Below are 21,823 nucleotides of genomic sequence, written 5' to 3'. Positions count from 1 at the left end.
GGAAGAGTGAGCATGATCGCCGGATTCGTGCACGACTGCCGGTTTGCTGTACGCCAGATCTCTCGGGAGCCCGCCTTCTCCCTGTCCGTCATCGCCGTGCTCGCCCTGATCGTGGGCGTCACGACGGGCATCATCAGCTTGCTGAACGCGCTGGTGTTGCGTCCACTGCCCATCCAGGACCCCGCCAGCCTGGTGGTCGTGTCCTCAACCGACGAGCGCGGCCTCCAGCCTCGGCCGATTTACTACCGAACCTATACCGAGGTCGCGCGCCTGCCGGTGTTCGAGGCGCTGGCGCTCTATTCCGGTGGGGGCGTGCTGTTGACCGAGGCGCGCGGCGTCGCCGGCGAGGGCGCCATCGAAGCGGTGACCCCGGGCTACTTCACCCTGATGGGGCTGACCCCGCAGTTCGGCCGCTTCTTCACCGAACAGGATGCACCCGGCGACGGGCCGTCGGCGCCGGTGGTGGTGATCACGCACCGGTTCTGGCAGCGCTACTACGGCGGCGATCCGAATGCCGTCGGCGAGCAACTGACCGTGAGCGCCGTGCCGCTGACGATCATCGGCATCACGCCCCGCAAGTACACGGGTCTGTCGATCGAAGGCGCCGCCGATGTCCTGGTGCCGCAAAGCGTGCTGGGGCGGCAGCTGGCGATCAACCAGTTCACCGGCGGACCCATGCGCGGGCTGAACCTGGTTGGCCGGCTGCGCCAGGGCACCACGCTCGCGCACGCCAGTGCGGCACTCGAAACGGCATGGCCCCAATTGCGCGTCGATGCCGCGCCGGCCGGGTTGCCCGCGAACGAACAGGCCGAGCTGCGCACGCGGCTCGTGAAGCTCGAGTCGCTGGCCACCGGATTCTCGACCCTGCGGACGCGATACCGCGATCCGCTCTGGCTGTTGGCCGGTGCCAGCGTGCTGTTGCTCCTGGTCGGCTGCGTCAACCTGAGCGGACTGCTCTTGACGCGCGCTTTCGCGCAGCATCACTCGCTGCTCGTCCGCATGACGCTTGGCGCCTCGCGCCGGCGGATCGCGCAGCAGTTGCTGGCGCACAGCCTGCTACTGTCGCTGGCCGGTGCCGCGCTGGCCGTGCCGCTGGCCTGGGCGATTGCGACGTGGTTGCTCGTGGTGTTGTGGGACAGCAGCATCACGCCCGCGGTGTCCGTCACCCCCGACGCGCGCGTCTTCGCCGTGCTGGCCGCCGGCGCGGCGGCGATTGGCCTGCTGGTCAGCGCGCTGCCGTCGCTCGTCGCGACCCGCGGCGGCACCGAGCCGGTGCGGGCCACGCGCACCGTGTCGTCGGCCACCAGTCGCTGGGGCCGCGCGTTACTGATCGCCGAGGTGGCGATTTCGCTGGTGCTGTTGTTTGGCGCCGGGCTGTTCGTGCGCAGCCTGGCGTCGCTGCGCGACCTGGACATCGGCGTCCGCACCGAGGGCGTCCGCTGGACGCGCGCGTTCTCGCAGCCGGGCGGCTATCGCGCCATCAACGACGCGGCCTACTATCCGGCGCTGGTCGAGCGGTTGTCGGCGGTGCCGGGCGTCACGGCCGTCGCGCTGTCCTATTATTTTCCGGCCTACTGGAACTTCGCCAACCTCGCGACCGAGCACGCCATGGCCAGGACCGGCGCCGCCGAGGCCGACAGCGCGGTGATGGGCATGATGGACTTCATCACGCCGGGCTTCTTCGCTATTAACGGCATCACGCTGCACGCCGGCCGCGACGTGGCCTGGACCGACACGGCCGAAGGTCGTGCCGTGACGGTGATCAACGAGAGCCTGCAGCGCAAGCTGTTTCCCCACGGTGATGCGATCGGCCAACGAATTCGGATCGGCGACGAAGCGGCGCGCAGGGAAGTGGAAGTGATCGGCGTCGTGTCTGACGCGACGGTCGGCGGCTTTCGAAATACCCATCAGCCGGTGGCCTTTCGGCCCAAGGCGCAGGAGCCGCGGTTTCGCACGCCGATTATCTTGTTTCGCGGTGATGGCGATCCGGCGGCGCTTGACGCGGCCGTGACCAAGGCGATCTTCGAGATGGGGCACGAGTACTCCCGGCGGATCTATTCGATGGACGAGCAGGTGGAGATCGCGTTGAAGCAGGACCGGCTGCTGGCGGCCCTCTCGTCCACCTTCGCCGGGCTCGCCGTAGTGCTGGCGTTTATCGGCATTTTCAGCATGCTGGCGTACTCGGTGGCGCGGCGGACGCGCGAGATCGGCATTCGCATGGCGCTCGGCGCGTCTCGCGACCGCGTGGTGCGGGCGGTGGTGCGCGAGAGCCTGATCGTGACGCTCGCCGGGATTGCGATTGGCATCCCACTGGCCCTGTACGCGTCGCGATCTGCGTCGGCGCTGCTGCACGGGCTGGCGCCAACTGATCCATGGACGCTCGGCGCGGCCGTGCTGCTGTTCATCGTGGTCGGCGTTTTGGCTGGTTTGCGGCCGGCGCTGGCCGCGTCGAAGGTCGATCCCGGCGATGCCCTGCGGACGACGTGACCGCCCTGATCCCTGATCCCTGATCCCTGATCCCTGATCCCTGATCCCTGATCCCTGATCCCTGAGTATAATTCCCGCGTTGTGGCTCGTCCCAGCCGAACGGCGCTGACCCTTCCCGCGCTCGTGTTGTTCGCGGCGACGGCCGCCGCGCGCCAGCCCACAAACGGGCCGGACCTGGCTGAAGTGCTGCAGCGAGTGGGCGCACGCGTCGAGCAGTACTTCGCGCGCGCCCAAAGCATTGTCTGCATCGAGATTGTCGGCCTGATGCCGTTTGATTCGGGTGGCCCCTCGCGCGGCCGCACGGTGGAGTCGGAACTGCGGTTGTCGTGGGAACCGACTGACGAGAACCCCATCCCCATCGAAGCGCGCACGCTGCGCCAGGTGCTCAAGGTCAACGGCCATCCACCGCGCAAGAACGATCGCGACAACTGCACCGGGCCCGAGCAGAACACCTCCGAGATTCAGCCCCTGTCATTGTTGTTGCCGCAACAGCGCCACGAGTACTCGTTCAAGCTGGCCGGCGCCGGAAGGGTCGATAACCGCGCGGCCATCCTGGTGGACTACCGCATGGTGCAGAAGCCGTCGGTCACAGTGGAACTGGTCAACGGCAACGAAGACTGCCTCAGCTACACACTCGATGGCGGCCTGCGCGGGCGCATCTGGATTGATGCCGAAACCTATGACGTGCTGCGCATGGATCAGGGGCTGATCGGCCTGGTCGACATCCCGCTGCCGCGAAAGGTCGCCCACCGTAATTCGTGGCCGTCGTGGACGATGGAGCGGTGGGATACGTCGATTCGTTTCAAGCCGGTGACGTTCGAGGATCCGCCTGAAACGCTGGTGCTGCCGGCATCGGCCACCTCGTTCCGCATTACCCGCGGATCCGGCATGCCGCGGCTGCGCACCAGCACGCAGTATTCCGGGTATCGCCGCTTCATTACCGGCGGCCGCGTCCTCCCACCCCAATAATTTGGCCCCAAAGCCCTTGACAGCCTAGCTATGTCAGTATATTTTGATAACTCAAAATATATGTTTTCATAGATGGCGACAATATTTTCCACTACCCAACGTCGCCTCGCCTTTTGCTTGGCCCTGTGCCTCTTGCTGCCGCTGCTTGCTACCGCGCAGAGCACCGCCACCATCACGGGGGTCGTGCGCGACGAGCAGGCGGGCGCCATCCCGGGCGCGCTCGTGACCGCGCGCCACGCCGCCAGCGGCCTTGAACGCCACACCACCACAGAAGCGTCGGGCCGGTTCAAGATCGAGAACCTTCCCCTTGGCACGCATCACGTGACGATTGCGATGCCTGGATTCAATTCCTTCCAACAGCGCGTCGACGCGCTCGATGCCAGCCCCAGTCACGTTGATGCCCTGGTGACCGTGGCGACGTTCACCGACACCGTGCAGGTCGTGCCTGAGCAGCCGGCCATGGACACGACGTCCGCCGGCACCCGGCATGCCGTCAGCGTCACGCGTTTCGAGCGGATGCCGGTCGCCGTCTCCAGCCGCGGCATCGAGGCCGTGCTCGTCGCGTTTCCAGGCTTCGCGCAGAATGCCAATGGCGCCATTCATCCGCGTGGCGCGCACAATCAGATGACGTTCCTGATCGACGGGTTGCCGATCAGCGACCAGTTGACCGGCGCGTTCGCCAACTCCCTCGATGTGGCGGTGATTCAGACGGCGGAGCTGCTGACCGGAAATATTCCTGCCGAGTTTGGCAGCAAGGTCTCCGGCGTGGCGATTCTGAACAGCCGCAGCGGACGTGGCACAGGACGAGGGGTGACCGGATCGTTCTCGCTCGCCGGCGGGGCGGCGGGCACGGGACAAGGATCGCTGCAACTGGGCGGCGAGCGCGGGCGCTTCGGCTACTTTGGCTCACTGACGGCCCTGACCACCGATCGCTTTCTCGACCAGGTCTCGATCGACAACTTGCACAACGCGGGGCGGTTTGCGCGTTCCTTCGGCCGCGTCGACATGGCCGTTAACGATCGCACGCATCTGCGCGGCCACATCATGGCCGGGGGCTCGCGCTTCGAGCTGGCCAACCAGCGTTCGCAGCACGCCTCCGGCCAGGACCAACGGCAGGAACTGGATGATGTGTCGGTGTGGACCACGCTGGTCAGGACCCTGGATGCCGGCGCGTCGTTCGAGGGGACGGCCGGCTACCGGACCACGAGCGCGTCGCTGCTGCCGAGCGCCGGTGACACGCCGGTGACCGCCGCCCAGGAGCGGCGGCTGTCCACGTTCACCGTGAGCGGCCGGTACAATCGTGGCTCCGGCCGCTATCGCGTCCGCGCGGGCGCCGACTGGCAGCGGTTCCCGGTGACCGAACACTTCACCATGGGCCTGACCTCGGCGGCATTCAACGAGCCGGGCTCGTCCGGTTACAACGAGGCGCTGCTGCCTTACGATCTGACGCGCGGCGGCTCGCCCTTCGTGTTTGCGGATGCCCAGGTGGGGACGCAGGTGAGCGCGTTCGCGCAGTCGACGGTGACCTTCGCGCGCGTCACGCTGACGGCGGGTGTGCGGCACGACGAGTATCGCTTCCTGGTCAACGGCCGCCAGCTGCAGCCGCGGCTCGGCGTGTCGTATTTCGCGCTCGGTGACACGCTCGTCTTGCGCGCCTCGTACAACCGCAACTACCAGACACCGCCCAACGAGAACCTGCTGCTGTCGAACTCCGAAGCGGCCAGCCAGCTCGCGCCGGCGAGCGTGCGCGAGGCGCTCGGCAGCGCGTATCGCCCGATTCAACCCGAGCGCCAGGACGTGTTTGAAGTCGGCGCGCAGGTCGCCATGGGGCGGGCCCTGACGCTCGACAGCGCGATCTACCGCAAGACGTCGCGCGACCAGCAGGACAACAACAACTTCTTCGATACCGGCATCATCTTTCCGACGAGCCTCAGCGGGATCGAGGTGACGGGCGCGGAGGTGCGGCTGAGCGCGTTGCCGCGCCGCGGCATTTCCGGTTCGCTCAGCGCCACGACCGGGCGTGCCATTTCGTCGCCCCCGTTCACCGGCGGCCTGTTCCTCGGCCAGGAGGCCGTTGACCTGTTGTCCCAGGGCCCCTTCTTCATCGACCACGATCAACGGCTCGGCCTGCAGGGGCTGGTGACAGTCGATCCCGACGGCTTCTGGTGGGTGAGCGGGTCGGTTCGTCACGACAGCGGCCTGGTGTCCAATCCGTCCGATCCCGTCGAGGTGGCCGCCGACCCGGACTTTCGCGACTTGCTGCCGTACGTCAACCTCGGTGCGGAGGTGCCGCGCGTGCGTCCGCGGACGATTATCGATCTGGCCGCTGGCGTCGATCTCGAGGACGCGCGCGGCCGGCGGACGTGGAGCGCGCAGGTGCAGGTGAGCAACCTGTCGAACCGAACCGCGTTGTACAACTTCCAGTCGGTGTTCGTCGGCACCCGCGTGGTCGCCCCGCGCACGGTGTCGATCCGCGTGGCGCGAAGTTTCTAGCGGGCTCAGCCGGGAGCGTGCTTCTCGCGTGGCGCGCCGACTTGTCTGCCGTAGCTCCGCGAAGGTGGAAGCGCATGGCGCGAAGGCGGGTCGGGAGGGAACGACTGGTCGGGAGGGCAATGTCTGCCGGGATCCCGACGAGGAGTGCCGCCCCGACAGGATGCGATGAGTGCTAGCATTCGTGCCATTGATGGAAGCCCTTTGGCAGGACATCCGGTACGGCATCCGGCAACTTCTTCGGGAACGCGGGTCGTCCATCGTCGCCGTGCTTACGCTGGCGTTGGGCATCGGCGCCGCTACGGCGATCGTCTCAGTGATCGATGCGGCGATGCTGCGGCCGTTGCCCTACCCAGATCCCGAGCGCCTGGTCAGCGTGGAGGTCGAAGTCGCCCAGCGCGATGGCCAGGTGTTTTCGCCGTCGCCAGCGATGGCCGACGTGCGGCTCTACCAAGAGGCCGGCGACATCTTCGCCCAGGTTGCCGGATGGGGATCGGAGTTCAGGGGCCGCATCGTTGATGGACCCGAGCCCGAACGGGTCCAGGTCAGCCGCTTTACGGAAGACTACCTCTCGATTCACGGCGTGGCGCCGCTCCTCGGCAGGGACTTCACGCTCGAGGACACGCAGTTTGGCGCGCCGGCGGTGGCGCTCCTTGGCTACGATTACTGGCAGAGCCGCTACGGCGGCCGCCGGGAAGTTGTCGGCGAGACGATACGTCTGGATGACGGGGTCGTGACGATCGTCGGGGTCCTGCCTGCTTCGTTCAACGCGAAGGTCCCGCTCGCGCGTCCCCTGCAAGTGCCACTGGCCGAGATGGCGATGCGCGGCAGCGGCCGGCTCAGCGTGATGGCCCGCCTGCAGAACGGCGTTACCCCGGCACAGGCTGGCGAGCGCCTCTTGGCACGCGTGTCGGGCGCCTCGCCCGATCCAGATCTTCACGGTACGCCGGTGCGCGTCGTGGTGAGTTCGGAGCTGGAGTCCGCCGTCAACCGCCATCAGGTAACCGTGAACATCATCGCCAGTGCGGTGGCGCTGATCCTGCTGCTGGCCTGTGTCAACGTTGCGGGCCTGCTCCTGGCGCGCGGAGCGGCGCGGCAGCCGGAACTGGCCGTGCGTGCGTCACTCGGTGCGGGCCGACTTCGCCTGATTCGCCAGCTCCTGACGGAGAGCGTCGTGCTGGCATTGGCCGGGGGCGTGGTTGGCGTGATGCTGGCGTGGCTGGGCCTCAACGCCATTGTGGCGAACGTTCCGATGACGTTGCCGGCGAACGTCCCGGTGACGGTCAATCTCCGAGTACTGACGGCGACCGTCGCGCTGCTCGTACCGACGGTCATGCTGTTTGGACTTGTGCCCGCAGTTCGGCTGTCGCAGGTTCGGGTCGTCTCGGCGATGTCGAATGGTGGCCGGCAGACAAGCCGCTCGCTGTCACGGCGCGGCGGTCAATATCTGATCGCTGCCGAAGTCGCGCTCGCCGTGGTGCTGGTCACCGGTGCCGGTTTGATGCTGCGTAGCTTCGCTCGCCTGACTGCGGTCGACCTCGGCTTCAATCCCGATCGTCTCGTCACGATGGAAGTGCTGCCGCTCGAGCGCGATCCCGCCGCTCACACCGCGTACTACGCCGACCTGCTGCGGCGGCTGCGAACTATCCCGGGGGTCGAGTCTGCCGGCCTTGTCGACAGCTTCGCGCTCGAAGGCGGCTCTTCATACACGGGGTTCCGTGGGACCGGGGCGCGGGTCTTCACTCGCGTCGCCAGGACGCTGCCTGGCTACTTTGAGACCATTGGCGTCAGAGTCAGAGAGGGCCGGTTGCCAGCCGAGCCCGACTACGCCACCGGCTCGTCCGGCGCCGTCATCAACGAGTCGGCGGCGCGCGGGCTGTTTCCGGATGGCCCGGCCGTCGGACGTCAGTTCTCACAAGGGGCCGCGTCTGGTTCCTGGACGGTGCTGGCGGTGATTGCCGATCTTCGACACGGTGGTCCGCTTGACCGGCGCGGCCCGAACTTCCCCCAGGTGTTCTTACCCCTCCAGCCGGAGGCCGTGGCATTGGATCAATCACTGATGGTTGTGCTGCGGACTGTGGATCGCATCCCCGTGTCGGGCGATCGCCTTCGCCACGCGGCGCAATCGATTGGCCCGCGCGTGCTGATCGAACGCATCCGCACCGCCAACGACTGGTTTGGTGATCGCGTGATCACGCCGCGGCGCCGGACGGTCATGCTCGGTTTGCTGGGGAGCCTCGGACTGCTGCTCGCGCTGGTGGGGGTCTTCGGGATGACCGCATACGCGGTATCACGGCGCACGGCCGAGATCGGCCTGCGGATGGTGTTTGGCGCGCAGCCCGGCCAAGTCGTGAGGACGGTCCTGATGGATTCCGCCGTTCCCATCGCGATCGGCGTGGCCATCGGCCTGGCCGGCGCCGCCGCCGTCACCAGGGTAATCCGCAGCTTCCTCTTCGAGACTGCCCCGACCGATACCGCGACCTACGCGGCGGTGGCTGTCACCCTGGTTGCGGCCGGCTGCTTGGCCGCGCTCGGACCCGCGATGCGGGCATCGCGAGTGGACCCTGCCGTGACTCTTCGCTCCGAGTGAGGGGTGGCAAGCAAATGTGATACCCTTGTAGGGTATTCGATGGGGGTATCCATGACGGCCATTTCATTGAAGCTACCCGACGATCTGCTCGAGGCCGCCGGCCGTTGCGCCGAAGCTTTGCAACTCACGAGGGCTGAGTACATCAGGCGCGCGCTTGAAGAGATGAATCGAGGAACGCGCGAGCGGCTGCGGGCGCGGCGCCTCCAGGAGGCGTCCCACAAGGTTCGCGGAGAGAGCATGCGGATCAACGACGAGTTCGCGGCCATTGAGCGCGACCTCGATGCGTAAGCGCGGCGAGATCTGGCTGGCAGACTTGACCCCCCGTCGCGGCACCGAACCGGGGAAAACGCGCCCGGTCGTGGTCGTTCAAGCGCAGGCGTTGCTCGATGCCGGGCATCCATCCACGCTGATCGTCCCACTCACAACCCAGCTGGTTGATGATGCCGAGCCGCTGCGCGTTCGAATCCGCGCCGCGGGGAAGCTGAAGAAGGACTCGGACGCCCTGGTCGATCAAGTGCGTGCAATCGACAACGCGCGGTTGGTGCAAGGGCCGCTGTCGCGCCTGCAATCCCCCCAGTTGATCGCGCTCGATCGAGCCCTGCTCGACGTGTTTGACTTGCCCTCCGCGTAGCCATGACCATGAGGAGCTAACCGCCGAATGGCCGAATCCGCACACCCGTGCCGCACCGAGTTCACGGTGCTCCGCGTCATCCCCACGCGGTGGATGGACAACGATCACTACGGCCACGTCAACAACGTGGCCTATTACTCGTTCTTCGACACCGCCGTGAACGGCTTCCTGATGGACGCCACCGGCACCGACATCCGCAACCTCCCGGCCATCGGCATCGTCGCCGAATCGGGGTGCGAGTTCCTGGACGCGCTGAGCTTTCCGGAGACCATTCACGCCGGAATCGGCTTGGAACGACTGGGCACGACGAGCGTGGTCTACCGCATTGCGCTGTTCCGGGAAGAGCAGGACCAGCCGTGCGCGGTGGGCCGGTTCGTGCACGTCTACGTGGACCGGACCACGCGCCGGCCCGTGGCCATCCCGGCCGTGATCAAGGCCGTGCTGGACGGACTGAAACAAGGCTAAAATCCGTAGCATCCGGAGGACACCCATGAGCGGTCGTGCCACGCAGTCGATCGGCGCCGTTGTCGTTTTCGTGCTCGGTTGTTTCCTCGCTCCTGTCGCGCCCGTCCTGGGCCAGGCTCCTGCGCCGAAGGCGCAAGCGCCCGCGACCAAGGGCACGCCCTGGGTGGTGCCGCGCACAGCTGACGGCAAGCCCGACCTACAGGGGAACTGGACCAACGAGACCCAAACGCCGCTTGAGCGCATGGGCGGCGGCGGCACGACGCTGACCGATCAACAGGCGGCCGCCATCGAAGATCGCGCGCTGCTGGTGGAAGAGATCCGCGACCGGCCGAGTGACCCGAATCGTGGCGCGCCGCCAAAGGGGGGCGGCACCGGCGGGTTCTCGGCGCCGGGGCAGCAATCGTTTATTGAGATCATCTCCGAGGCCGCGGGCGGCGCGGTTGGCGGCTACAACGGCTTCTGGCTCGAGCCGGGCCTGAACGTGATCCGCATCGACGGCGTGGCGCGTAGCTCGATCATCATCGACCCGCCCAATGGCCGGGTGCCGGCGTTGACCGATGCCGGCAAGAAGCGGCTGGCCGAAATCGGCGCGCGGGCCCGGAAGTTCGGCGAGTTCGATCACCCCGAGATGCGGCCGCTGGCGGATCGCTGCCTGGTGTCGTTCGGCTCGAACGCCGGGCCGCCCATGCTGCCGAATTACTTCTACAACAACAACTACACCATCGTGCAGACCAAGGATCACGTGGTGATTCTGAGCGAGATGAACAACGATGCGCGGATCGTCCGCCTGAACGCGAAAGACCGCCTGCCGGACACGATTCGCCCGTGGTTCGGCGAGTCGGTCGGCCGGTGGGAAGGCGACACGCTGGTCGTCGAGACTACGAAGATCAACCCGATGCAGCTGGCCCAGACCAGCATCCTGTGGGCGTATCGTGGCGCGTCGGAGAACCTGAAGGTCACCGAGCGCTTCACGCGCACCGGTCCCGACACTATCCTCTATCGCTTCACGATGGACGATCCTGACACGTTTACCGCGCCGTTCACCGGCGAGTTGCCGTTCAACCGCATCGACGAGATGGTCTACGAGTACGCGTGCCACGAAGGCAACCACGCGATGGCCAACATCCTGTCGGGCGAGCGCTCGAAGGAGCGGAATGCGGCGGAGAAGAAACCGCAGCAGTGACTGGCTTGCGCCAGACGGGAGGGCAATTCGTGTCGGGAGGGCACCGCCTGTCGGGAGGCAATCCTTGTCGGGACCAGAAGCCGCAGCACTGACCGACGGCGGTGCGTGTGATTGCGCGTGCCACACCACGGATGCCGAGTCCGGGGTGTGTCCCGGTTGTGTCGAGCGTCACTCGATCGAGCCGGAGACCGCCGACGCCGCCAGGCGGCTGTCGCCGATCGAGGCGCTCCGCGCCATGCCGCGGGCACAGAAGCTGATTCTCGCCGGCAAGGCCGATCGCGCGACGCGGGTCTTGCTAATCCGGGATGTCGATCCGCAGGTCTTGTTCTATGTGTGCAAGAACCCGCGGATCACGCTGGACGAGATCCTCGAGATCACCAGGCTCGGCACCTTGAACGCACAAGTGGCCGACCTGATCGCCACCTCAGCGCAGTGGATGCAGAACGAGCAGGTCAAGCTCAATCTCGTCCAGAACCCGAAGACGCCGACGCCCACGGCCCTCAAGCTGATCAGCGGACTCAACATCAGGCACCTGCAGGCGATGGCGAAGAGCTGGAACATCAGGCCGCAGATCAAACAGGCGGCGCTCAAGCTCGTCATCGAGCGCGGCGGCCGCTAGTTCCTGATTCTTGTCGGGGGGCACTTCTCGTCGGGAGGGCACCGCTCGACGGGAGGGTGGTTCCTGTCGGGATGGTGCGTCGCTTCGGACTGGCGTCCCCGAAGGCGGATTCGAACCCGTTTCTGGAACGTTGCGACTCCCGACAAGAGTCAACCTCCCGTCAAGGAGTGCCGTCCCGTCAAGTGGCTCCTTCCCGGCACGCCCCGCTTAACGCCCGCACGGGCGGGGCCGACAAAACCTATTTGATTCGCCCGGACGCGACCTTGCCTTCACCGGCCGTGCCGCCGAGAGCAACCACCCACGCGATCACGCACAGCACCGGGTTGGTGTCCCAGTAGTAGGTGGTCGCCAGGATCGCGACCGTCAGGTGGGGGAAGAACAGCCACCCGGCCCACGCCAGCAAGCCAAAAGGCACCGATACGGCAAACAACATCGTTATCCGGGGGAAGAACGTGATGCCGAGGAGAAACAGCCAGCCGTGGTTCTGCCAGAAGTCCATTTGTCGTTCCGCACTCTAGCACTTCCCGACCAGAAGCAACCTCCCGACAAGAGTTGCCCTCCCGACAAGAATTACCCTCCCGGCCGGTTCCGCTAGATGTCCTTGAGCCCGTGTCCCTTGATCAGAAAGAACGTGGCGACCAACGCGAGGACGAGGCCGTTCACCATCAGCACCACCGGCGCTGAGCCGACTTGCGTCACCAGCCAGCCGGCAGCGAGGCCGCCGAGCGGCGAGCCGCCGCGGAACGCCACCATGTAGATGCTGACAACGCGGCCGCGCAGTTCGGCGGGGGCGAGCAGTTGGGCCAGCGACGTGGTGAGCGAGAAGCACATCACCAGCAATCCGCCCGCCAGGAACAGGATCGCTGCGCTCAGCAGCGGCGTCCGCGACAGCGAGAACGCTGCCATCGCCAGGCCGAACAGCCCCAGGAACACCAGCAGCAGGCGGCCGATGTGGCGATGCTTGCCAATCCACGCCACGACCAGCGCGCCGACGACGGCGCCGGCGCCCGAGCAGGTCATCAGCCACGAATAGAACGCCACGTCCTGCTGGAACACGTCCTTGGTAATGACCGGCAGGAACGTCAGCAGCGGCAGGCCCAGGAACGCGCCGATGAAACCAAGCGCGGTGACCGACATCAGGTTGCGCGAGTTGCGGACGTAGCGCAGGCCGTCCTTCATCTGCTCGAGCATGTTGGTGGTCGCCGCCGGCGGCACGTGGATGTTGCGCAACGCGAGAATCGCCGCGATCACGAACAGGAACGAGACGCCGTTCAGGCCAAAGCACGCCACCATGCCGAACGCGGCCAGCGCCGTGCCGGCGACGATCGGGCCAATCACGCGCGCCAGGTTGAACTGGATCGAGTTGAGCGCGACGGCGTTCGGCAGATCGTCTTTAGGGACCAGCGTCGGCACGAGCGACTGGTACGCCGGTCCGCCAAACGCCTGCGCCAGGCCCGTGATGAACGACAGCGACAGGACCATCCAGATCTGGATCGTCGCGGTGAAGACCAGCGCCGCCAGCGTGAACGCCACCAGCATCTGCACCACCTGCGACATCAGCATCATGTGCCGGCGGTCGCGGCGATCGGCGACCACGCCGCCAATCAAGGTGAACAGCAGGATCGGGGCTTCGCCGACGAACGCGTCGAGGCCGATGTAGAACGCCGACGCCGATCCGGTCATGGTCACGATCAGCCACGCCTGGGCGATCTTCTGCATCCAGGTGCCGATGCTCGAGGTGAGCGCGCCTAACCACAGGAGCCGGAAGTTGCGATGGGTGAGGGCAACCGCAATGCGTAATGCGGCTTGATTCAATCGGTTTTGCAACAGATTAGATTTTATGCGATTTGAGTATGCTAGGTCCGGCTAAAGCCGGAACCAATCCGGCTAAAGCCGGATGCTACATCGATGTGGCGTCCGCCTTTAGGCGGACCGGGAGACAGAATGAAGAACATTGACCAGACGAGGCGGCGGTTCATGGCCCACTTCGCGGGCGTGGGCCTCGGCACCACCCTCGCGCCTGGCATTTTGTGGGCGCGCATGCAGGATGCCGGCGCCCAGCGCGTGACCCTGGCCATGGTGACCGACGCCCTCAAGCTGTCGGGCATCGAGCTGACGGAAGAGGAGCGCACCGCCCTCGTGGAGGGCGCCAATCGCAACCTCACCGGCTACGAGGCCATCCGCAAGCTCCACATTCCGCCCGATGTCTCGCCGCCGTTCCACTTCAGCCCGGTGGTGCCCGGCCTCACGGTGAACAAGACCCGCCAGCCCTTCCGGCTGAGCTCGGCGCCGTCGGTCAAGCGCCCGGCCAATCTCGAAGACGTCGCGTTCTGGCCCGTGCGCCACCTGGCCGAGCTGGTACGCACAAAGCAAGTGTCGTCACTCGAACTCACCGAGATGTACCTGGCGCGCCTGCACCGCTACAACCCGCTGCTGAACAACGTCGTCACCTTCCTGGACGACTACGGCCGCGCCGAGGCGAAGCGCGCCGACAGCGAAATTGCCGCGGGCAAGTACAAGGGACCGCTGCACGGCATCCCGTGGGGCGCCAAGGACATCATCACCGTCAAGGGCCATCCGACGACGTGGGGATCGGCGCCGTTCAAGGAACAGGTGCTTGATTACGACGCCAGCGTGGTGGAGATGCTGCGCGAGGCCGGAGCCGTGCTGATTGCCAAGGTGACGACCGGCGAACTGGCCGGTGGCGACAACTGGTTCGGCGGCCAGACCAAGAACCCGTGGGACCCGACCCAGGGCTCGAGCGGCTCGTCGGCCGGCCCCTCGTCCGCAACCGCCGCCGGCTGCATTGCCTTTGGCATAGGCACCGAGACCAGCGGATCGATCCTGAGCCCGGCGGCGCGCTGCGGCCTCGCGGGCCTGCGGCCCACGTTCGGCAGGATCAGCCGTCACGGCTGCATGGCGCTGTCGTGGACGCTCGACCGCGTCGGTCCGATCTGCCGCTACGCCGAAGACACCGCTATCGTCATGCAGGCCACTGCGAAGCCCGATGGCCGCGACATGAGCGTGACGGATGTACCCTTCAACTGGAACGCGCAGTTCGACATCAAGAAGCTGCGGGTCGGCATCATCCAGGATTCGTTCGACAGCATCACCAATGCCGCGGCCAAGGCCAACGCCGAGAAGATGCTCGAGACGTTGCGTGGTCTGGGGATTGCGCAGTTCATCCCGGTGACCGTGCCCGAGTTCAACCCCAGCGTCAGTGGCCTCAACGTCGAGCGCACGGCGTATTTCGACGAGCACATCCGCGCCGGCCGCATGAAGGGGACGCGTGGCGGCAACCAGGCCAACGGCCGGCTCATTCCGGCGCCCGATTACCTGCAGCAGCAGCGCGCGCGCATGATGATGATGATCGAGCTGGCGAAGGCCACCTCGCACGTCGACGTCTACGTGGTGGGATCGAACAACACGGGCGTGGGCGGGGGAGGCCGGCCACCGGCGGCGGCCGGGGCGCCACCAGCCGCGCCGCAGCCCGATCGGCCGCAGACACCGACGCAGCGTCACTCGAGCATGGCCAACTCGGCGGGCTATCCGGCCATCAACCTGCCGAACGGCTTTGCCGACACCGGGAGCCCGACCAACGCGACGATTTTCGGCCAGCCGTATCGCGAGCTGGAAATCATCGCGCTCGCCAAGGCCTATCAGGATGCGGCCGGCTTCCACACGAGGAAGCCCACGAAACTGGATAGTCCTCCAACGACCAGTCAGGGCAGGTAGGGCAGGTAGGGCACGTAGGGCAGGTAGGGCATTGACCAGCCTTACCCGCCCCACCCGCCCCAGCCGCCTATTTCTTCAGGTGTGCGGCCCACTCTTTGAGTGAGGTGGGCTTCACGCCATATGTCTTCGCATTCCCGGCGATGTCGGCGTCGTAGCCCACGGCTTCGAACCATTCCAGCATCAACGCGAAGTCGTCGCTGTTCTTGCGGATCTCGCTCATCGGGATCTGCAGGTACTCGATCGTGCGGCCGAGTGCGCCGCTCAGGATCTCGGCGGTCTGCGGCATGGTGGCCGCATCGCCGGCAATGTCGAGCTCGAGGTTCCTGAAGCGCTCGTCGGTAAACGCGAGCGCGCCGTACTGGCCGATGTCCCTCACGGCAATCATCTGGAGGACCGTCTTCGGGTCGAGCGCGCTCACCAGCTTGTCGCCATTCAGGAACCACGGGCTGGGCAGGTTCTCCATGAAGAACACCGGGCGGATGATGGCGTAGGACGTGAACCCGAGGCTGCGCACGGTGTCTTCGACGCGCGACTTGTTGTCGAAGTGGGGAATGCCGGTCTTGCGATCGGCCGACGCCACCGACGCATACACGAAGTGCTGCACGCCGGCCGCGCGCGCGGCCCTGGCAAAACGATGGCCCTGCGCTTCTTCGCCTTCCACGCCGGCCGTCCACGTGTTCTGCACCGCGTAGGCGCCCCACGCATCGGCCAGCGCGGCCTTCAACGACGCCTCGTCATCCAGGTCGCCCTTGACGAGCTCGGCGCCGGTGGCGGCCAATGCCTTGGCGGCATCGCTGTCAGGATTACGGGTGAGCGCGCGGATCGTGAAGCCCTTGCCGGCCAGCGCGCGCGCCGTCGCGCCGCCCTGCTGGCCAGTCGCGCCGGAGATCAGAATAATGCGCTTCGTCATGGGCCACAGATTAACGCAGATCACGACAGGCCACAGATTAGGCACCGATTAGCCACCGATTACTGGATTTGGCACCGTCCGCTGGCGGCGCTACGCGCCGCTCGGTCCGATGCGCGCCCGCGAGAAATGAGTCTTCCATCAGTCAACGGACTCATTTCGTCGCGGGCGCGCATCGGACCGGGCGCCGGGCGGAAGCCCGGCGCCAGCGAACGCGCAAATCTGTGCCCAATCTGTGTTGAATCTGTGGCTGTCTTGCTCTTAATCGGTGGCTCGAATGGCTGTGCTGGGTGAGATGCCGGCGGCACGCCATGCCGGGATGAAGGCCGCGGCCAATGACGCGATCCCCAGCAGCCCTGCGGCCGTGGCCAGCGTGGCCACGTCGAACGGGCTGACCTGGAACATGATGCGGCTCAGCCCGTAGCCGAGCGCGGCGCCGAGCACCAGCCCGCCGGCGAGCCCCGCCGCAGTGGTGACAAACGCTTCGCGCATCACCAATCGCAGCACGTCGGCCGGTGCGGCGCCGACGGCCATGCGCACGCCGAACTCGCGCGAGCGTCGCGATACCAGGTAGCTGCGCACGCCGTAGAGGCCGACAATGGCGACGAAGGCGGCGGCGAGGCCGAGCGCGAGGAACAACCGCGCGGCGGCTCGCAGCAGCCATACCGAGGCGCTCTGTTCGTGCAGCGTGCGAAACGGCTTCAGCGACACCACCGGCATCGCCGCATCGATCGCATTCAGCTGATCGCGCACCGTGGCCAGGATGGCGCCGCCCTCGAGGCCGCCGGTCGCGCGGGCATAGACATACATGTGGTTGGCCAGGCTGCGGCCCGACGACAGGTAGATGTGCGCCTCGGCCTCGCGCGTCATCAGGTCGTGGCGCACCGGCGGGGCCACCCCCACGATCTGCATCGGCTGCGCAGCGTCACCGCCGTACTGCGCGCCAAACTGCACCATCCGGCCCACCGGATCCTCGTCGGGGAAGAGCTGTGCCGCGAGCGTTGAGTCGATGATCACCGGCTCGACCCCCGCGCCATCCGCTTCCTCGCCCGGCGTGAACTCGCGGCCGCGCAGCATGGTCAGGCCCAGCGTGCGGAAGTAGTCGGCGCTGATCGTGTAGCTGAGGGCGCGGAACAGCTTGCCGCGCGCCTCGGGATCTTCGTTCGTCAGGCGCGGGCCTTCGCGCTGCACGGCAGTGCCGACCGTGATGTCGCCGAAGGGGATGATCGACGCCGATGCGGCTGCCTCGATGCCCGGCGTGCTCCGCAGCCGTTCGAGCGTCGTCAACTGCACCGCGCGGCTGCGCCGGTCGTCGTAGCCGCCGAGCTTGGGTTCGATCTGCGCGACCACCAGCGGATCGACGCGGAAGCCCGGGTCGTCCGAGGCGCCGGCGGCGGCCGTGCGCACGAACAGGCCGCTCAGGATCAGCAGCGCCAGCGACAGCGCGAGCTGCACGGTGACCAGCGCGCCGCGCACCGTGACCCGGCGGCCGAGACGGCCGCTGATCTCGCCGGCCTGGTCCTTGAGCGCGGCCAGCAGATCCGGCCGCGACAGTTGCAGCGCCGGCCAGAGGCCGAACGCGATCGTGGCGCCGGCGCTGAACAGGAGCGTGGCCACCAGGACGCGTTGATCCGGCGTCACGTTGAGCAGCACGGCGATCGGCAGCACCGTGGAGATCGACGACACCAGGATCTGCATGGCCCACGACGCGATCACGAGCCCGATGGCGCCGCCGGCGAGCGAGAGCAGCAGCCCCTGCAGCAGCAGCTGCCGGACAATGCGCCCGCGCCCGCCGCCGACGGCGAGACGGATCGCAATCTCTTTCTGCCGGGCGGTACCGAACGCCAGCATCATGTTGGCCAGGTTCAGGCACGCCGTGAGCAGCACGGCCGCGGCCAGGGCCTGCAGCATGGCCATGGGCACGTACAGCTGCGTGTCGTCGCTCGGACTGGTGCTGATGCTCAGGCGGCTGAGCGGCCGGACGATGAGATCGCGGTTCTTGTTCTCGGCGGGGTAGGCGCTTTCATGCGCGGCGGCGAGGACCTTGAGCTGCTCGTCGGCTTGCGCCTGTGTGACCTCCGGCTTGAGCCGGCCGAACGCCACCAGGGCGTAGGTCTCGGGATCCGCCAGCTTGCGGTGCGCGCGCGTGTCGAAGTCGTTCTCGATGTCGTCGTGCACGCCGAGCGGCAGCCACAACTCGGTGCCGAGAATGGCGGTGGTGCCGCCGAAGCCTTCGGGCGCCACGCCGATGATGCCGTAGTCCTGGCCGTTGACCCGCACGCTCTTCGACAACAGGTCGCGATCGAAATTGTGGCGCTGCCAGTAGCGATAGCTGACGATCACCGAGCGCTGCTGGCTGCCGGGCCGTTCTTCCTCGAGCGTGAAATCGCGGCCGAAGACCGGCTTGACGCCGAGCGCTTCGAAATAGCGCGTGCTGACGACATCGGCAAACGACTGGCGCGTGGTGTTGCCCTCGCTGATGCCGATCATGGTCACGTTGTGCGCGGCCAGCACGGCAAAGGGGCCGCCGGCCTCGCGCACCTCGCTGAAGCCGCGATACGAAAAGGCCCGATAGCCGCGCTCGGTGGTGCGGTCGTGGCTGTAGAGGCCGACGATCTCGCCGGCCGCCTCGGCGCCGGGCAGGGGCCGCAGCAGCAGGCCGTTGATCAGGCCGAAGATGCCGGCGTTCACGCCAATGCCGAGGGCGAGCACGCTGATGGCGGTGAGCGTAAAGCCCGGGTGGCGGAGGAGCAGCCGGAGGCTGTAGCGAAGATCTTGCAGCATGCTGCCTGCTAGAGACGAGCCGCAGAGGGGGAGAGTTCCAGCCACAGATTAAACACCGGTTAGACACAGATGCGAGTTCGCTGGCGCCGGGCTACCGCCCGGCGCTCGGTCCGATGCAGGCCCGCGACGAAATGAGTCCGCTGGCTTCTTGAGACTCATTTCTCGCGGGCCTGCATCGGACCAGCGGCGCGTAGCGCCGCCAGCGAACCGAGGGTCTCGCTGGTCGGGCGCTCAATAAATCCGTGCCTAATCTGTGTTTAATCTGTGGCTGTTTTGCTCGGTGGCCAGGCGTTGATCGATCTCGCGTGCGCCCTTGCGCCAAAAGTAGATGGCGACCGGTATCACTGCGGCTCCGGCACCGACTTGCCACCAGATGATGCTGTCGGCCCAGGCGGCGTCGGAGAAGAACCGTGCGCGCCGGTTCAAGTGATACCCGCTGAAGCCGGCGATGAGATACACCGCCGACACGGTGGTGGCCGTGAACGCGCCCCAGATCGGGCTCCACCGGCGATTGCGATAGCGGGTGAAGTAGAGGTTCAGCACTCTGTGGATTCTAACGCCCACCCGTCTTTCGCTTGACTTTCGCCTACGGGCCGTTACAATGGCGAAAGTTAAGCGAATAGAGGTGAGATATGGCCGTCCGCGCCACCGTAGAAGCCCTGCTCCGAGAGCGAAAACTCGACCGAACCCTCACCTCTGCCATTCCCGAACGCCTGGGCGAAGACGCGGTGTCGCCGCTGGACGTCGAGGCCCTGGACCGCGGACTCGCCGGTGGCCTGCCGCGCGGGCAGGTGTCTGAAGTGGTGGGACCGGCTTCGTCTGGTCGTACGGGACTGGTGTGGGCCGCGCTGGCGGCGGCGACCCGCCGTGGCGAAACCGTGGCGCTGATCGACACCTTCGATCGCTTCGACCCGCCGACGGCCGCGGCCTGCGGCCTCGTGCTGCCGCGCCTGCTGTGGGTGCGCGGCCAGGCGGTGTCGAAAACCGCGGTGGCCATCGACCCGGCCTGGCTGCCGGGCGTGCGCGCGGTCAACGGCCCCGGCACGTTCGTGGAGCGGGTGATCGATCGCGCGATCAAGTCGCTGAACCTGGTCGTTCAGTCGGGCGTGTGCACGCTGGTCGCAATCGACCTGATCGACGTGCCGGCGCAGGCGCTGCGCCGGCTGCCGGCCTCCACCTGGTTCCGCATCGAACGCGCCATCGAAGGCAGCGACACGGCGGTCGTCATTCTCGCGGCCCAGTCCGTGGCGCGCAGCTCCGGCGGCCGTACGATCCAGACGGGAGTCGGGAGTCGGGAGTCGGGAGTCGGAAATACCACTCCCGTCTGGAAAGGGGAGCATGACCGGACGCGCCGCCTGGGTGGTGTTCGCTCTGGCGCTGCCGTTTCGGCGGCCCGGTGGTCGCACGCCCAACAAGTCGCCGTTCATACTCGCTTCGTCCACGCGGTGTAACCGTGTTTGCCGCACTCGTTGCTCCGTCGATTCGGGCGGCGGCCATCATCGAGGTGGCGCGCGCCTTCACGCCCCGCTTCGAGCAGGTCGGCCCGCTCGTGTTGCTCGATGCCGGCGGCCTGTCGCGCCTGTTCGGTAGTCCGCAGGAACTGGGCGCGCACCTGAGCGAGTCGCTGGCGAAACATGGCACCGGTGGTGGGACCGCGCCCCGAGTGGCAATTGCCTCCACGCAAACGGCCGCTGCCTTGCTCGCACTCGGCCGGCCCGGACTGACCGTGGTCGAGCCTGGCCGGGAAGAGAAGGCGCTCGCGCCGCTCAGCATCAGCGTGCTCGATCGCTACGAGAAACTCAGCACCCTCCCGGCACCTTTGGCACCCCTGGCACCCTTGGCACCTGAGGCACTTGGTTCTTCCGGTTGGCACCATCCGCGTCAGACGCATCAAGCGAGCCGTCCGAAGCCGCGCGCGCAGGAAAACCGCCACCTCGAGATCCTCACCAAGTGGGGCATTCGCACGCTGGGCGCCTTTGCTGCGCTCGCGGGCCCCGAGGTGTTCGAACGCCTGGGCGATCGCGGCCTGCAGTGGCAGGCGCGGGCGCGCGGGGTGGATGCGCGGCCGCTGGTGCCGTGGGTGGACGAGGTGCCGTTCGAAGCCGCGCTCGAACTGGAATGGCCAATCGAAGGCCTCGAGCCGTTGTCGTTCGTGCTGGCGCGCTTGTTCGAGCCGTTGTCGGAACGGCTGGAGCAGGCCGATCGGGGCGCCGCCGTGATCTACACCTCGCTGCGCCTCACCACCAAGCGGGTGCACGCGCGCACGCTGCCACTGCCGTCGCCCATGCGCGATGCCAAGACGCTGCGCACGTTGGTGCTGCTCGATCTCGAAACGCACCCGCCCGATGCCCCCATCGACACGGTGCGTGTGTGCATTGAGCCGACCCCGGGCCGCGTGCTGCAGTGGACGTTGCTCGAACGCGCGCAGCCGGCGCCCGAGCAGGTGTCCACGCTGGTCGCGCGGCTGGGCGCGCTCATGGGCGACACGCATGTCGGCTCGCCGCGGCTGGTGGATACCTGGAAGCCGGGCGCGTTCGAAATGTCCGCCTTCGCGGCCGAAGGACGCTACGGCGAGACCTCGCCGAAGCTCGCGCCTAAAGACCGGGCGAGCGAAGGCGGGGCGGCGAGACCTGGTGGAGAAGTCCCGAGCGCGCTGCGACGGTTCCGGTTTCCCATTCCCACGCGCGTCACCGTGCAGGAAGGCCGCCCCATTCGCGTGGCCACCGATCGCCAGGGTTTCTCGAGCGGCGCCATCGTCCAGTCTGCCGGACCGTGGCGCACCTCGGGCGAGTGGTGGCAGGAAGGGCAGGCCTGGGATCGCGACGAGTGGGACGTGGCGCTGGCCGACGGCACCATCTATCGGCTAGTCGTCGAACGCGGTGTCGGCCAGTGGTTCTTAGAGGGAGTGATCGATTAAGCAGGAGATCAAAAGGTCAGGAGGATTTTCTTTAAAAGACTGAGCT

17 protein-coding genes are annotated in these 21,823 nt (G+C 66.9%); 12 read left to right on the top strand and 5 right to left on the bottom strand.

Going from position 1 to position 21,823, the window contains the following annotated elements:
• The first annotated feature begins 12 nt into the window (after nucleotides 1-12).
• From Q8T13_17980 to Q8T13_17940, 9 genes are all read left to right on the top strand, one after another.
• Nucleotides 13-2,487, top strand: a complete 2,475-nt coding sequence (locus Q8T13_17980) for an ADOP family duplicated permease (GenBank protein MDP3719654.1) — start codon at nucleotides 13-15, stop codon at nucleotides 2,485-2,487.
• A gap of 81 nt (nucleotides 2,488-2,568) precedes the next feature.
• Nucleotides 2,569-3,456: a hypothetical protein gene (locus Q8T13_17975; protein MDP3719653.1), complete on the top strand. Its 888-nt coding sequence runs from the start codon at nucleotides 2,569-2,571 to the stop codon at nucleotides 3,454-3,456.
• 117 nt (nucleotides 3,457-3,573) lie between these two features.
• Nucleotides 3,574-5,949 (top strand): carboxypeptidase regulatory-like domain-containing protein, encoded by a 2,376-nt coding sequence (locus Q8T13_17970; GenBank protein MDP3719652.1) that lies wholly within the window; start codon nucleotides 3,574-3,576, stop codon nucleotides 5,947-5,949.
• Nucleotides 5,950-6,139: 190 nt separating this feature from the next.
• Nucleotides 6,140-8,536, top strand: coding sequence for an ABC transporter permease (locus tag Q8T13_17965; protein ID MDP3719651.1), 2,397 nt, complete (start codon nucleotides 6,140-6,142; stop codon nucleotides 8,534-8,536).
• Between the two features lie 51 nt (nucleotides 8,537-8,587).
• Nucleotides 8,588-8,824 (top strand): CopG family transcriptional regulator, encoded by a 237-nt coding sequence (locus Q8T13_17960; protein ID MDP3719650.1) that lies wholly within the window; start codon nucleotides 8,588-8,590, stop codon nucleotides 8,822-8,824.
• Entirely contained in the window at nucleotides 8,817-9,167 is a 351-nt protein-coding gene (locus Q8T13_17955; protein MDP3719649.1) for a type II toxin-antitoxin system PemK/MazF family toxin, read from the top strand. The genes Q8T13_17960 and Q8T13_17955 overlap by 8 nt, the downstream gene beginning before the upstream one ends.
• A gap of 27 nt (nucleotides 9,168-9,194) precedes the next feature.
• Complete coding sequence (locus Q8T13_17950; GenBank protein ID MDP3719648.1) at nucleotides 9,195-9,632, top strand: thioesterase family protein; 438 nt, start codon at nucleotides 9,195-9,197, stop codon at nucleotides 9,630-9,632.
• A gap of 25 nt (nucleotides 9,633-9,657) precedes the next feature.
• On the top strand, nucleotides 9,658-10,815 hold the full coding sequence (locus tag Q8T13_17945) for a hypothetical protein (protein MDP3719647.1): 1,158 nt from the start codon (nucleotides 9,658-9,660) through the stop codon (nucleotides 10,813-10,815).
• Between the two features lie 64 nt (nucleotides 10,816-10,879).
• The gene (locus Q8T13_17940; protein MDP3719646.1) at nucleotides 10,880-11,434 is read left to right on the top strand and encodes a hypothetical protein; all 555 of its coding nucleotides are present in this window, start codon (nucleotides 10,880-10,882) and stop codon (nucleotides 11,432-11,434) included.
• Between the two features lie 238 nt (nucleotides 11,435-11,672).
• Here the strand turns inward: Q8T13_17940 and Q8T13_17935 are convergent, their stop codons facing one another.
• Entirely contained in the window at nucleotides 11,673-11,933 is a 261-nt protein-coding gene (locus Q8T13_17935; protein ID MDP3719645.1) for a hypothetical protein, read from the bottom strand.
• Nucleotides 11,934-12,025: 92 nt separating this feature from the next.
• The gene (locus Q8T13_17930) at nucleotides 12,026-13,261 is read right to left on the bottom strand and encodes an MFS transporter (GenBank protein ID MDP3719644.1); all 1,236 of its coding nucleotides are present in this window, start codon (nucleotides 13,259-13,261) and stop codon (nucleotides 12,026-12,028) included.
• Nucleotides 13,262-13,378: 117 nt separating this feature from the next.
• Between Q8T13_17930 and Q8T13_17925 the strand changes: the two genes are divergently transcribed.
• On the top strand, nucleotides 13,379-15,169 hold the full coding sequence (locus tag Q8T13_17925) for an amidase (protein ID MDP3719643.1): 1,791 nt from the start codon (nucleotides 13,379-13,381) through the stop codon (nucleotides 15,167-15,169).
• 67 nt (nucleotides 15,170-15,236) lie between these two features.
• On the opposite strand, the gene Q8T13_17920 is transcribed toward Q8T13_17925, so the two are convergent.
• The 3 genes from Q8T13_17920 to Q8T13_17910 form a co-directional block, all read right to left on the bottom strand.
• Nucleotides 15,237-16,079 carry an NmrA/HSCARG family protein gene (locus tag Q8T13_17920; GenBank protein ID MDP3719642.1) on the bottom strand — a complete coding sequence of 281 codons (843 nt, stop codon included), beginning with the start codon at nucleotides 16,077-16,079 and terminating at the stop codon, nucleotides 15,237-15,239.
• 258 nt (nucleotides 16,080-16,337) lie between these two features.
• Nucleotides 16,338-18,860, bottom strand: a complete 2,523-nt coding sequence (locus tag Q8T13_17915; protein ID MDP3719641.1) for an ADOP family duplicated permease — start codon at nucleotides 18,858-18,860, stop codon at nucleotides 16,338-16,340.
• 246 nt (nucleotides 18,861-19,106) lie between these two features.
• Complete coding sequence (locus Q8T13_17910) at nucleotides 19,107-19,403, bottom strand: hypothetical protein (protein MDP3719640.1); 297 nt, start codon at nucleotides 19,401-19,403, stop codon at nucleotides 19,107-19,109.
• Between the two features lie 89 nt (nucleotides 19,404-19,492).
• Between Q8T13_17910 and Q8T13_17905 the strand changes: the two genes are divergently transcribed.
• Complete coding sequence (locus tag Q8T13_17905) at nucleotides 19,493-20,311, top strand: hypothetical protein (protein ID MDP3719639.1); 819 nt, start codon at nucleotides 19,493-19,495, stop codon at nucleotides 20,309-20,311.
• A gap of 2 nt (nucleotides 20,312-20,313) precedes the next feature.
• A complete protein-coding gene (locus tag Q8T13_17900; protein MDP3719638.1) occupies nucleotides 20,314-21,777 on the top strand; it encodes a hypothetical protein in 1,464 nt (487 codons plus the stop codon).
• Nucleotides 21,778-21,823: the final 46 nt, after the last annotated feature.

Source organism: Acidobacteriota bacterium (assembly GCA_030697165.1).
Classification (GTDB): Bacteria; Acidobacteriota; Vicinamibacteria; order Vicinamibacterales; family UBA2999; genus 12-FULL-67-14b.
This window is presented reverse-complemented; position numbering and strand designations above follow the sequence as displayed.

What these genes read in the sequence shown, in the direction of transcription:
- Q8T13_17980 (MDP3719654.1), top strand. Translation starts at nt 13, where the DNA reads ATGATCGCCGGATTCGTGCACGACTGCCGGTTTGCTGTACGCCAGATC.
- Q8T13_17965 (MDP3719651.1), top strand. Translation starts at nt 6,140, where the DNA reads ATGGAAGCCCTTTGGCAGGACATCCGGTACGGCATCCGGCAACTTCTT.
- Q8T13_17960 (MDP3719650.1), top strand. Translation starts at nt 8,588, where the DNA reads ATGACGGCCATTTCATTGAAGCTACCCGACGATCTGCTCGAGGCCGCC.
- Q8T13_17955 (MDP3719649.1), top strand. Translation starts at nt 8,817, where the DNA reads ATGCGTAAGCGCGGCGAGATCTGGCTGGCAGACTTGACCCCCCGTCGC.
- Q8T13_17950 (MDP3719648.1), top strand. Translation starts at nt 9,195, where the DNA reads ATGGCCGAATCCGCACACCCGTGCCGCACCGAGTTCACGGTGCTCCGC.
- Q8T13_17945 (MDP3719647.1), top strand. Translation starts at nt 9,658, where the DNA reads ATGAGCGGTCGTGCCACGCAGTCGATCGGCGCCGTTGTCGTTTTCGTG.
- Q8T13_17935 (MDP3719645.1), bottom strand. Translation starts at nt 11,933, where the DNA reads ATGGACTTCTGGCAGAACCACGGCTGGCTGTTTCTCCTCGGCATCACG.
- Q8T13_17925 (MDP3719643.1), top strand. Translation starts at nt 13,379, where the DNA reads ATGAAGAACATTGACCAGACGAGGCGGCGGTTCATGGCCCACTTCGCG.
- Q8T13_17920 (MDP3719642.1), bottom strand. Translation starts at nt 16,079, where the DNA reads ATGACGAAGCGCATTATTCTGATCTCCGGCGCGACTGGCCAGCAGGGC.
- Q8T13_17915 (MDP3719641.1), bottom strand. Translation starts at nt 18,860, where the DNA reads ATGCTGCAAGATCTTCGCTACAGCCTCCGGCTGCTCCTCCGCCACCCG.
- Q8T13_17905 (MDP3719639.1), top strand. Translation starts at nt 19,493, where the DNA reads ATGGCCGTCCGCGCCACCGTAGAAGCCCTGCTCCGAGAGCGAAAACTC.